This window comes from Parahoeflea alexandrii, from assembly GCF_027214025.1.
In the GTDB taxonomy this organism is placed as follows: domain Bacteria; phylum Pseudomonadota; class Alphaproteobacteria; order Rhizobiales; family Rhizobiaceae; genus Hoeflea; species Hoeflea alexandrii_A.
Map to the genome: position 1 here is coordinate 877585 of NZ_JAPWHB010000002.1, position 12769 is coordinate 890353.

Annotated in this window: 11 protein-coding genes; all 11 read right to left on the minus strand. The window is 61.9% G+C overall.

Translation table 11 applies throughout. From position 1 onward, the window contains the following. Positions 1–603: a TetR/AcrR family transcriptional regulator gene (locus O4H62_RS10370; RefSeq protein WP_269387505.1), complete on the minus strand. Its 603-nt coding sequence runs from the start codon at positions 601–603 to the stop codon at positions 1–3. A 120-nt stretch (positions 604–723) separates the two neighbouring features. Further along, positions 724–1560, minus strand: coding sequence for an ABC transporter ATP-binding protein (locus tag O4H62_RS10375; protein ID WP_269387596.1), 837 nt, complete (start codon positions 1558–1560; stop codon positions 724–726). Positions 1561–1652: 92 nt separating this feature from the next. Next, the gene (locus O4H62_RS10380; protein WP_269387507.1) at positions 1653–2969 is read right to left on the minus strand and encodes an ABC transporter substrate-binding protein; all 1317 of its coding nucleotides are present in this window, start codon (positions 2967–2969) and stop codon (positions 1653–1655) included. Between the two features lie 152 nt (positions 2970–3121). After that, positions 3122–4201: a branched-chain amino acid ABC transporter permease gene (locus O4H62_RS10385; protein ID WP_269387510.1), complete on the minus strand. Its 1080-nt coding sequence runs from the start codon at positions 4199–4201 to the stop codon at positions 3122–3124. Continuing rightward, positions 4201–4575, minus strand: coding sequence for a VOC family protein (locus O4H62_RS10390; protein WP_269387511.1), 375 nt, complete (start codon positions 4573–4575; stop codon positions 4201–4203). Before O4H62_RS10390 ends, O4H62_RS10385 begins: the two co-directional genes overlap by 1 nt. 3 nt (positions 4576–4578) lie before the next feature. Further along, on the minus strand, positions 4579–5538 hold the full coding sequence (locus tag O4H62_RS10395) for a branched-chain amino acid ABC transporter permease (RefSeq protein WP_269387513.1): 960 nt from the start codon (positions 5536–5538) through the stop codon (positions 4579–4581). Next, entirely contained in the window at positions 5538–6362 is an 825-nt protein-coding gene (locus tag O4H62_RS10400; protein ID WP_269387515.1) for an ABC transporter ATP-binding protein, read from the minus strand. The genes O4H62_RS10395 and O4H62_RS10400 overlap by 1 nt, the downstream gene beginning before the upstream one ends. Further along, entirely contained in the window at positions 6359–8344 is a 1986-nt protein-coding gene (locus tag O4H62_RS10405; protein ID WP_269387517.1) for an AMP-binding protein, read from the minus strand. Before O4H62_RS10405 ends, O4H62_RS10400 begins: the two co-directional genes overlap by 4 nt. A 239-nt stretch (positions 8345–8583) precedes the next feature. Next, the gene (gene dgcN / locus O4H62_RS10410; protein ID WP_269387519.1) at positions 8584–9597 is read right to left on the minus strand and encodes an N-acetyltransferase DgcN; all 1014 of its coding nucleotides are present in this window, start codon (positions 9595–9597) and stop codon (positions 8584–8586) included. A 113-nt stretch (positions 9598–9710) separates the two neighbouring features. After that, the gene (locus tag O4H62_RS10415; RefSeq protein WP_269387521.1) at positions 9711–11417 is read right to left on the minus strand and encodes a hypothetical protein; all 1707 of its coding nucleotides are present in this window, start codon (positions 11415–11417) and stop codon (positions 9711–9713) included. Between the two features lie 146 nt (positions 11418–11563). Further along, complete coding sequence (locus tag O4H62_RS10420; RefSeq protein ID WP_269387523.1) at positions 11564–12742, minus strand: hypothetical protein; 1179 nt, start codon at positions 12740–12742, stop codon at positions 11564–11566. Positions 12743–12769 lie beyond the last annotated feature (27 nt).

The window sequence follows — 12769 nt, forward strand, 5'->3', positions numbered from 1 at the left end:
TCAATCTTCCTTCTTCTGCCCCACCAGGCGCGCCACCAGGCGGACATACAGCGCTTCGATCTCGTCGAGCGACAGCCGTCCGTTCTCGCGGTACCAGGTGGTCATGCCGTTGAGCATGGCGATGATCGCCATCGTGCTGACCTGCGGATCCATGATGTCAAATGTTCCATCCGCGGCACCCCGATCGAGGATAGCCCGCGGAACGCTCTCGTATCTGCGCCTCAGCGCCTCGATGGCGCTGAAATTCTCGGCCTCGAGATTGCGCAGCTCCATGTAGGAGATGAAAACCTCGCGCGATTTAGCAAGGTGGTAGCGGATGTGAAACCGGACAAAGTGCTCGAGCGCCTGCGGCGGCGCCAGGCCGGGCTCTTCGGCCTCAGACCAGGCATTGAGCAGCGTTTCCATGTGAACCTGCAGCAACTCGTTGAGCAGGTCCTGCTTGGTCGGAAAATGATTGTAGATGGCGCCTGCCTGCACGCCAGTTTCAGCCGCGATTTCCCGCATCGACACCGCAGCATAGCCCGAGCGTGCGAACAGTTCGAGAGCTGCGTTGCGCAGCTTCTCCGCTGTTTCAGCCCCCGATGATCCCGCCCGTCGCGCCATGGCTCACACAATTAAATGAACATTCGTTTATTTTATCGTCTTCCGTATTGATCCGCAAGTACCTTGATGACATCGTCACTGCAGTAATTCGTTGCCGCACGCAGAGAGGGTTGCACCCGATCAGGCCAGCCAGCGCTTGCGCCGCTTGTAATGCTTGACGTTCTTGAACGACCGTCGCCCCTCGCCGCCGACGCCGAGATAAAATTCCTTGACATCCTCGTTCTCGCGCAGGTCCTTGGCCACGCCATCCATGACGATGCGGCCGGATTCGAGAATGTAGCCGTAAGTGGCGTAGCGAAGCGCGATGTTGGTGTTCTGCTCGGCCAGCAGGAAGGACACGCCCTGCTCCTGATTGAGCTGGCGGACGATCTCGAAGATCTCTTCCTGCAATTGCGGCGCCAGCCCCATCGACGGCTCGTCGAGCAGGATCATTTTCGGCCGGCTCATCAGCGCCCGGCCAATCGCCGTCATCTGCTGCTCGCCACCGGAAGTGTAGCCGGCCTGGCTGCTTTTGCGCTCTCGCAATCGCGGGAAATAGTTATACACCATCTCGATGTCGCGCTTGATCGCCGCATTGCCGTCGCGCCGCGTGAAAGCGCCGGTGAGCAGGTTTTCCTCGACGGTCAGATGCCCGAAGCAATGCCGGCCTTCCATCACCTGTATGCAACCGCGCCGCACCAGCTCATTGGCTGTCTGCGCCTCGACGCGCTTGCCTTCGAATTCGATCGATCCCTTGGTCACCTCGCCACGCTCGGAGCGCAGCAGGTTGGAGATCGCTTTCAATGTCGTGGACTTGCCCGCCCCGTTGGCGCCCAGCAGCGCCACGATCCCGCCTTCCGGCACAACCAGCGACACGCCCTTGAGCACTAGGATCACGTGATCATAGATCACTTCGATATTGTTCACCGCCAGGATGTTTGGCTGTGCGGACGCATCGGTTGATACGGAAGTGGACATCGACATGGACCCTCTCCGGTCGGGAATAAAAGTCAGGGCAGTTGCCTGCCGCGCGGAACTGGGTTCCACGCGGCAGAGTTTCATTTTGCCAATCAGTTGGCGCAGGCTTCAGTCCGCTCCGGCCATGGCGCATTGCTGGCGACATATTCCTCGGCTGCCTTCTTCAACAGCGGCTTGACCATGTCGACGTCCGGAGAGAACCAGTCGCCGGACTTCTGCCAGTCCTTGCCGTCCCACTCGACCACATAGACCTTGTGGTGACCGGAATGGTCTTCACAGGACAGTTTCATGGGAAGCGCGAAGCCTTCCATGCCCATTTCCTTGAGCCGCTCTTCGGTAATGTCGAGGTTCTCAAGGCCGACGCGCATGTCGGTGGCATCAATCACCGTCTTGCCCGCCAGTTCCTGGGCCCGGCGGATGCCCTCGACAATCAGCATCGAGTTGTAGACGCCGCGGTTATAGAGGTTGTCGGCAAATTTCGCCGGGTCCACCTGGCTCTTGCCGGCATCAATGACGTACTTCTTGATGTCGGCGATGAACGGATAATCCGCACCGACGCCGTGGAAGTTGAGCGTACGGTAGCCCTTGGCGGCTTCGCCGCCGGCTGCCGCGTCATCGTTGCCGCCCGACCACCACACACCGTAGAACTTGTCCATCGGATAGCGGATCTTGGTGGCTTCCTTGACCGCGGTCGGGTTCATCGCACCCCAGCCCCACATCACCATGTAGTCCGGCTTGTCGCGGCGGATGTTGAGCCATTGCGATGCCTGGTTCTGCATTTCCTTGCCGGGAACCGGGTACTGCAGCAATTCGAAGCCCATGTCCTTGGACAGTTGTTCCAGGAGCGGGATCGCTTCGCGTCCGTAACCGGCGTCAAGGAAGATGTAGCCGATCTTCTTGCCCTTCATCGCCTCGGCGCCACCCTCACGGCGGGTAATATCGGTGATGATGGCCGACGCGCCATCCCAGTACGTGTCCGGCGGGTTGAACACCCAGGGGAACGTATTTCCTTCGGCGGCGGCCGAAAGGCCATATGCCATCGACAGAACCGGGATCTTGTCGACTGATGCCTTCGGGATCACCTGCAGCGTGATGCCGGTCGAATAGGGGCTGATGACCAGAGCACCATCGCCCTTGACCTGCTCGTAGCACTCCACGCCCTTCTGGGTGTCGTAGCCGGTTTCGCATTCCTCGATCCGGATTTTGACACCGTTGATGCCGCCATCGCGCTCGTTGAGCATGGTGAGATAGTCATGCATGCCGTTGGCGATCGGGATGCCCGAGCCGGCATAGGGGCCGGTCCGGTAGCTGAACAGCGGTACAAACAGCTCGTCGGCGAAAGCCGGCAAAGCCGCACCCGCCAATGTGCCGGCCAGGATGGTTCCGGCAATCAGACGTTTCAGTCGCATTGTATTCCTCCCATTAGGCGCGAAAACCGCACCAGTCCGGGGACCCTGTTCCTCCCGACATAACGGTCCGGACGGGTCCCATGCCCGGACAATGTCGCTTATGGAACCTCCCCGGAGCACCTCCTCAGGAACCCCGGAAAGCACCAAGTTGGTCAGCCGTATGGAAACGGCCAGACCCGCAATTTCTCCTTGCCGAGCGACCAGAGCCTTGCCAGCCCGTGCGGTTCGACAATGAGAAAGAAGATGATCAGTGCGCCCACCACCATGGTCGCAATGTGAAACACGGTCTCGGCGCCGATATCGATGCCCATCGCCGGCAGCACCGCGCGCAACATGATCGGCAGCCCCCAGATAAAGGCCGCACCGAAATAGGAGCCGACCAGGCTGCCCAGTCCGCCCAGGATCACCATGAACAGGATCTGGAACGACAGCGTGATTGAAAACGCCGAAGGTTCGGCAGCCCCGAGATAGAAAAAGATGAACATCGCTCCGGCGACACCGCACAGGTAGGACGAAACGGCGAATGCCGAGAGCTTGGCCGTCAGCGGCCGCACACCCATCAGCTCGGCCGCGATGTCCATGTCGCGGATCATCATCCACTGCCGGCCGATGCGGCCGCGCACGATGTTCTTCACCGCCAGCGTCACCACCACGACGATGCCGAGCACCGCGAAATACTGCGTCATCGCCGACGCCGACGGCCCGGTCAGGATGATGTCGCCGAACCCGCGCCGTTCCGGCACCTCGATCGCGCCGGAGGAATTGTAGTTGTAAAGCCACGGAATGCGGATGAAGCACCACTCGAGGAAGAACTGCGCGGCAAGCGTCGTCACCGCCAGGTAGAGCCCCTTGATCCTGAGCGATGGCAATCCGAAGATCACGCCGATACCAGCCGAGAAAATTCCCGATAGCAGCACAAGGATGATAATGTTCACATCCGGAAAGATCGTTGTCAGCTTGTAGCAGCTGTAAGCGCCGACGCCCATGAACGCGCCGGTCCCGAGTGACAGCTGCCCTGCATAACCGGTCAGGATGTTCAGCCCGATCGCCGCCAGCGCCAGGATCAGGAACGGCGTCATGATCGCGTTGAGAAAGAAGTCGCTCGCCACGAACGGAATCGCCAGCGCGATCAGCCCGATGATGGCGATCCCGATCCGGTCTTCGCGGATCGGAAAGATCGACTGGTCGGAAATGTAACTGGTCTTGTACTGGCCAGATTCGCGGTACAGCATTACTCGTCTCCCCAGACATTCCCGCTCGATGGCAGTATGTGCGAATGCGGACCGGTCAGGCGGAATCGGTGTCCGGTCGGCGCCTCCATGATCACTGAATGATCCACCACGCTGATCTTGCGACCACCGAGTTGCTCGATGCGATGGATCTCGGCGGCAAGGTCGTCGGTCTCGATATCGAAGTGGATGCGGGCTTCGTCGCTCACCGCTTCGATGATCAGGGATACTCCCTTGTCGGCCGCCATGATCGTGGCGCGCTTGCCGTCATCGATATGCGAGGGCTGGCCCAGCAGTTGCGACCAGAAACTGGCTGCGTGTTCGATATGGTCGGTGTGGCAATCGATGACGATGGCTGAAAGTCTGCTCTTATGCATCGCTTACACCCTTTCGATAATGCGTTCGCCGAACAGGCCCTGCGGCCGGAACAACAGGAAGATCAGTGCGATCATGTAGGCGAGCCAGCTTTCGATACCGCCGCCCACCAGTGGACCCCAGTAAATCTCGCCGATTTTCTCGCCAATGCCAATGATCAGCCCGCCGACGATCGCTCCGGGGATCGAGGTGAAGCCGCCCAGGATCAGCACCGGCAGTGCCTTCAGCGCGATGATCTCGAGCGCGAACGACACGTCGGAACGCGCGCCCCACATGATACCCGTCGTCAGCGCCACGATGCCGGCAGCAAACCAGACGATGGCCCATATCTGGTTGAGCGAAATCCCTACCGACAGCGCCGCCTGATGGTCGTCGGCAACCGCCCTGAGCGCCCGCCCGATCCGGGTCTTGTTGAAGAACACCGCAAGACAGCCGACCATGATGAGCGCGATCACCGCCGCGGCGATGTCGATATGCTGCAGGATCAACAGCCCGCCATCGCCGATCTCGAACGCGGTCGACCCGGTCGGCAGACCCAATTCGCTGGCAATCATCTGCTTGGGTTCGCCACCGAAAATGAACTCGCCAAAGCCGATCAGGAAGTAGGTCAGGCCGATGGTCGACATCAGCAGGATGATGTCGGGCTGGTTGACCAGCGGCCGCATCACGAAGCGTTCCACGGCAAGTGCCAGAAGCCCCATCACGCCGATGGTCAGGATCAGCGCCAGGTAGGCCGGAACGCCCTTTTCGTGAAGGCCGACAAGCGTCAGCCCGGCAAACACCACCATGATGCCCTGCGCGAAGTTGAACACGCCCGAGGCCTTGAAGATCAGCACGAAGCCCAGCGCGATCAGCGCATAGAGAACGCCGGCGACAAACCCTTCCCACAGCACCTGCAGGAAGAAATCCGGCAGGTCGATCATCTGGACAAACGGATCGACAAGAATTGAATACAAGATGTCCATCAGTGCGACACTCCCAGATAGGCGTCGATGACGTCCTGGTTGTTCTTCACTTCCTCCGGAGGACCGTCGCCGATCTTGCGCCCGTAATCGAGCACCACCACCCGGTCGGAAATATCCATCACCACGCCCATGTCATGCTCGATCAGCGCAATGGTCGTGCCCATCTGGCTGTTCACATCCAGGATGAACCGGCTCATGTCCTCTTTTTCCTCGAGGTTCATGCCGGCCATCGGCTCGTCGAGCAGCAACAGGTCCGGCTCCATCGCCAGCGCCCGGCCGAGTTCCACCCGCTTCTGCAGCCCGTAGGGCAGCTTGCCCACCGGCGTCTTGCGGATGTGCTGGATCTCGAGAAAGTCGATGATCTCCTCGACCTTGAGCCGGTGCTCGATCTCCTCGTTGCGCGCCGGCCCGACATTGAGCACCTGCCAGAAGAAGTTCTTGTGCATCTTCAGCGTCCGTCCCGACATGATGTTGTCGAGCGTCGACATGCCCTTGAACAAGGCCACGTTCTGGAAGGTCCGGGCGATGCCCGAGGCGGCCGCTTCATAAGGCTGCATGCGCGAGCGGGCCTGGCCGCGAAAGGTGATGACGCCTTCCTGCGGATGATAAAAGCCGTTGATCACATTGAGCATCGAGGTCTTGCCGGCGCCGTTCGGGCCGATGATGGCGCGGATTTCGCCCTTGCGGATGTCGAAGGATATGTCGGAAATCGCCTTCACGCCGCCAAACGACAGCGACACGTTCTCGACCTTCAGCATCACGTCGCCGGGGTTCAGCCCGTCATCCTCGGCATGCAACTCGACATGTTGGATCCGTGCATTCATTCGGCTGCCTCCGGCATTGCGTTCGACACCGGCAGTACTTCCGCATCCGCCACCTTCACCGTGGCCCGGATCACGCCCTTGCGGCCATCCTCGAATGTCATTTCAGTTTCGATGTATTGATCCGCCGAACCGTTGTAGAGCGCCTCGATCAGCGGACCGTAGCGTTCCGCCAGGAAGCTGCGCCGCACCTTCTGCGTCCGCGTCAGTTCGCCGTCGTCGGCGTCAAGCTCCTTGTGCAGCACCAGGAAGCGCCTGATCTGCGCGCCGGCCATCATCGGCTCGGCGGCCAGATCGCGGTTCACCTTGTTGATGTGGCCGGTCATCATCTCGTAGACCTGCGGCAGGCCTGCCAGTTCCTGGTAGGAGCCGTAGGAGATATTGTTGCGTTCGGCCCAGTTGCCGACCGCGGTCAGGTCGATGTTGAGGAATACCGCGACAAAATCCCTGCCGTCGCCGAAGGCCACGGCCTCCTTGATATTGGGGAAGAACTTGAGCTTGTTCTCGATGTATTTCGGCGCAAACAGCGCCCCGGTCGTCAGCTTGCCGACATCCTTGGCCCGGTCGATGATCTTGAGGTGACCCTGGGCATCGAAGATGCCTGCGTCACCGGTCATCACCCAACCGTCCGGCGTCAGCGTTTCCCTGGTCTTTTCCTCGTCGCCGTAATAGCCGGCAAACATGCCGGGGGACTTGAACTGGACTTCGCCATTCTCGGCAATCCGGATCTCGACGTCCGGCGCCGCCGGCCCCACCGTGTCCGGACGGACCTCGCCATCCTTCTGCGCGGTGACATACAGGAACGCCTCGGTCTGCCCGTAAAGCTGCTTGAGGTTGATCCCCAGCGAGCGGAAGAACGAGAACAGGTCCGGCCCGATCGCCTCGCCCGCGGTATAGGCGGTGCGGATCCGGGTGAAGCCGAGCACGTTGCGCAAGGGGCCATAGATCAGCTTGTCGCCGATCCAGTAGGAAATCCGCCCGGTAAGCGGCACCGGCCGGCCTTCGAGGATCTTCTCGCCATATTTCTTGGCGACCTCGAGATAGTGGTCGAACAGCCATTTCTTCAGCCGGCTGGCATCCTCCATCCGGATCATAACGCTGGTCAGCAGGCCTTCAAACACCCGCGGCGGCGCGAAATAGAAGGTCGGCCCGATCTCGCGCAGGTTCTGCGCCACGGTTTCCGGGCTTTCCGGGCAGCTCATGCACAGCCCGACCACGTAGCCCTGGGCATAATTGAGGTAGTGATCGCCGACCCACGCCAGCGGCAGGTAGGCCAGCACCTCGTCATGCTCGCTCATGTGATCGAACTTGGCCGTATCTTCCGCGGCCTTGACCGAAGCCATCGCCGTCAGCATGACGCCTTTCGAACGGCCGGTGGTGCCGGAGGTGTAGAGGATCGCCGAAATCTCGCTGCCGTCGGATGCCCAGATGCCGGCTTCCCACTCCGAAATCGCCGACGGATTGGCAGCCGCCAGCTTGCGGCCCTTCTCCTGCACATCGGCAAAATCGTGCAGATGCATACGCTCGTAGTCGCGCAAGCCGCGCGGCTCGTCAAAAATGATGTCGGTCAGCTGGGGAATGTCGGACGCCACGGACTGGATCTTGTCGACCTGCTCCTGGTCCTGGACGACGGCGAACCGCACGCCTGCATGATGCAGCACATAGGCCATTTCTTCGGCAACGGAGTCTGCATAGACGGGCACCGGAATGGCCTTGAGCGACTGGGCCGCACAAAACGCCCAGTAAAGCCGCGGCCGGTTGGAGCCGACAATCGCGATGCGTTCGCCCTCAGTCAGGCCCATGGCCTTGAGCCCGAGCGCGAAGTCGCGAATCTCGTCACGCTGCTCGGACCAGGTCCAGGTCTGCCAGATGCCGTAATCCTTGATCCGCATCGCAGGCCGCACTGAAAAACGCTTGGCGTTCAGCAGCAGATACTGCGGAAACGTAACCGGCTTGCCGCCGGCGGTCACGCCTGTGGCTTCCATTCCTCCACTCTCCTCCCTGTCCGGACGGCTTGTCGCCTTGTCCGGGCGCATGGCTCTCACCCCATGCAATTGGCCGTTCCCATTGGCCACCCTTCCACCGGACTGCGCCGGTGTCTATTGCTTGTCGGAACCGGCCTCTGTCCTCTCAGAAGCCGCTCCGAATGCGCCCATCAATTAAATGAACGCTCGTTTACCTTATTCGCCTTTGCTGTTGTTGCAAGTACTACTTTCGCCGATACTCACGCTTTTGCTCCGATCGATTCCAGCCTGTCGACAAGGGTGGTCACGCCGAAACGGATCGGATCGGTGGCCGGAACCCCGTATTCGGCCTCAAGCCCCGCCAGCAGCGCCCTTGCCTCTTCGTCGCCAAGCTTCTGCGTATTGACCGAAATCCCGGTGCACATGATGGCAGGGTTGGTCAGCCGCCCGCAGGCAATGGTCATGTCGATCACCTCGCGGATGCTCGGCAGGCTATGCTTGACGCCGCGCATGGTGGTCCGTGTCGGCTCGTGACAGACCACGAAGGCGTCGGCTTGTGCCCCGTGCAGCAGCCCCAGCGATACCCCGGCGAAGCTCGGGTGAAACAGCGATCCCTGCCCCTCGACCAGATCCCAGTGACCGGGCTCCGCCGCCGGCGCGATCCATTCGACAGCTCCGGAGATGAAATCGGCCGCCACCGCGTCGATCGCGGCTCCCCGGCCTGAAATGAACACCCCGGTCTGCCCGGTGGCGCGGAAATCCGCATCCATTCCGCGGGCGCGCATCTCGCGCTCCAGCGCCAGTGCGGTGTATTTCTTGCCGACCGAACAGTCTGTGCCGACCGTCAGGCAGCGCAGACCCGGACGCTTGGTTCCCTTGCCGGTGTCAAACCGCTGGTCCGAAAACCGCACGTCGTGCAGCTTGGCGCCGCTGCGCTCCGCCGCCTCCCTGATCTCGGGGATAGAGGCAAGCCGCGTATGCAGCCCTGTCGCAACATTCAGTCCGGCATCGAGTGCCGCGACAATCGAGGCGATCCAGTGCGCGGGCAGCACGCCGCCGGCATTGACCGCGCCGACCACCATGGTCTTCACACCTTTCGCCGCAGCTTCCTCAATGGAAAGGTCGGGAATCGCCGCATCCGCCTGGCAGCCTTCCAGGCGCAACTGCCCGATGCACCACTCGGGCCGCCAGTCAACGATTCCCAGGCCGGTCTTCGCGGCAAGCGAGTCCGGCACATCACCGAGAAAAATCAGATAGGGTGGATCGATGACCATCACATACTCCGGACGATTGGACTGGTTTCAGACCCCACTGTCCTGCGCCATGCTGTAACCGTCAAGATGGCAATTGCCGTCTTGACCTGTTTGCCGCACCTCCGTCCGCTAACTTATGGGCGGGGCAGGATAAATGCGTCATAGCAGGGCGTCAGGGTGATCCGCTCGTGCCCGGTCAGGGCCGAGGCATAATGATCGAGAAGCACTTTCCTCGCGTGATGCACCGGACAGGTCGGCAACAGCACCAGGTCGGTCTCCGCCACTGCGGCGCGGGTCTTCTCGTCGAGCTCCGGGACCGCCCTGTTGGGATCGGCGCCGATGGAGACATTCGCGGTGCCCTTCCTTTTCAGGATGTATGGAAACGGATTGGCGAAATCGAGGTTGAGAACCCGCTCGAACCGCCGCTTGTTTCTCAGCTCCAGCGACTTGATCGCCTTGGTCGCCGCCTGGATCTCCTGCAGCAGCAGATACTGGTAATCCGGATCCGAGAACAGCAGGAAGGATGGCAGAATACCCTCCTCGGCAATGTCCTCGAAGGTCTCGCGGCGGTCGATATAGATCTGCCGTATCCGCTCGGCGCGGGTCACGAACACATCCTTGGCCGAAACCCGCCCGAGCGGACCCAGATCGGGCGCATCGAGCTCGATGTAACCCGGAGCCACCGCGATCGCCCGCGCCGCCTTGTGCAGTACAGTGCTGACATTCGGCAGCACCGTAAAGCCGATCAGCACCACGATCACCGCCCTGTAGCGTCCGTAGTCCTTGCCCGGCCGCATCAGCACCGCCAGCAAGGCCGGCCACGCCAGCAGGAAGGCCTGGCTGCCGGTGTTCTGCGTCTCGTAGAACAGGCCGCACAGCAACAGCAGCCCCACCCAGAACCAGTCCGCGTCGATCAGCCGGGCGAGTGCGTTTCCGCTTGCCCGCCCGCCTGCCCCGGGCTTGCCGGCAAGGGCTGCGACCAAGAGAACGACCGCCAGCAGGCCGCCCGCTCCGAGCACGTTGAAATGCAGCGAGCCCGCCGTCAGGAACCTCGGCAACAGCGCATCGGTGTTCTGCGAGGCCAGTATGATGATGTCCTGCACGTAAGGCACGACCAGCCCGGTCGTCAGTTCGGTGACACCGGTCACGCCGATACAGATAAGCGCCGTGGTGATCGCCGTCACCAGCGAGATCCGCCCGAGTACAAGGCCGAACAGCAGGATCGGTCCGGCCGCCAGGAAGGCCGTGATCTTGCAGAAAGCCAGCGCCAGGAGCAGCAGGCTCAACAGCACCGTCTGGATCACTTGCCCGCGCACGAACAGCACGGTGACCGCCACCAGATACATCAGGTGCGCGCCGTGGCGGTTATAGATCCCGAACGCGTCGGTGCCCGGATAGGGATAGAAATCCACCACATTGTAGGGCAGCGCCGTAAACAGCATCCACGGCGCGAGCAGCCAGAAAGCCACCCGTCCGCCGCTGCGGCCCGCAACATCCCACAGGATCAGCGCCATCGCCGGCACTGTCACCGGCAGCCAGATCCACTGCGTCAGCAACACCGGCTGGGCCTGCGGGAACAGGAAGTTGGAGAACGCCGCCAGGAAATATTCGGCCGGGCCGACCGGCGCGAAGAAATCGATCGCCGGCCATTGCCCTTGCGCGATCCGGCCGATCGCGTCGTAATAGATCAGCACGTCCCAGTACATCGGCCCGATCGGCAGCACCAGCGGCAGCGTCTGCAGCACGATCAGCACCAGCGCAAACACGATCAGGACCGGATAGAGCCAGATCAGCGCACCGCGGCCGCGGGTTTCGTCCCTGTCCGTCATATCCATGCTCATTGCGCGTTCCGTCCTGATTCTGTGTGCGGCGATAGTCGGCGAAATCAAGCAACGAGGTCAATTGCCGGGCTGCAGCAACCTCCGCACGCCCACGGCAAAGCGCAAACCCTGACGGCGGGCCTCGAAACACAGGGTCCCGGAAAGCGCTAGAACCCCTCGCCCTCTTCCTGGATGATTTTCAGGCTGCCATTTTCGATGCGATGGACGATCATCCGCCGCTCGATCCGGCCGTCCGGACGGAACCGGAACAGCCCGGTGGCGGCGCGGAATCCCTGGCTCGAGGTCAGGTTTTCGACGGTAATCGCATCCGGCCCGCCCGAGCGCACCAGGCCCGCGGCAATGGCGATCGAATCATAACCGATCGCCGCATCGTAGCTCGGCGCACGCCCATACTTGGCCTTGAACCGCTCGGCGATCACGTTGACGTCGGAGGTCGACGGAATCGCCACCATCAGCCCCTGCGCCGACGGCCGCTTGTAGATCTCCTCGGGAATGAGCGAGGTGGCTATCGCCGTGGCGATCGATTGGCCGAATTCGCCCGCCGCAAGGATGTCGATCACCTCGCCGATCGCCTTGCCGCCGCCGAGCAGCACGATCGTGTTGGCCTTGGCAAACACCAACTGCCCCTTGGCAAAAGCCGCGCGCAGGTTGATGCCGCTTGCCGGATAGGGCACGAAGCCGATGGTGTTGCCGCCCTTGAGCTTGATTCCCTCGCGCAGGCGAAGCAGGTTTTCGGCCGGAAAGCCGGCCTCGTGCACCACCACGATGTTCTTCTGCTTGGCCGCGACCGCGACACCGACGCCCTCGAGCGCGCTGTCGATGGCATCGCCATAGAGCGGCCAGATCTGCGTGCCGCCGGCCGAATTGTTGGCCACCAGCGCCAAAATCGGCGGCCGCGGCAGGCTGGTGCCGGAAATGATCCGCGACACTTCCTCGTTCGTCGCCGGGCCGATGATCAGCTTGGCGCCGGCAGCGCTCGCCGCCTGAACCTTGCTCGCGGCCTGTCCGGACGTGGAAGCCGAGGCCTGGAAGTCGATCCTGAGCTGCCCGCCGCCGAGATCGTCGAGCGCCAGCTTGGCCCCGTCGGAGATATCGGCGGCCTTCCTTCTCAGCGCGGCGTCCGTCGGCAGCAACATGGTGACCAGAACCGGCCCGCCGCCATAGGTCGAGCTGCCCAGTGCTGCGACACCTGAACCCGAAGCCGACACGCCTTCGCCAAGATTAGACGCCTGGCAGCCCGCAAGACCGGCACAGGCCATCAGCGCCAATGCGCGAACCGTTTTCGTCAGCCAGCCCCGGCTTGGCCTCGAGCCCCCGTTACCCATCACCTTTGTCACTTCACACCCCGAACT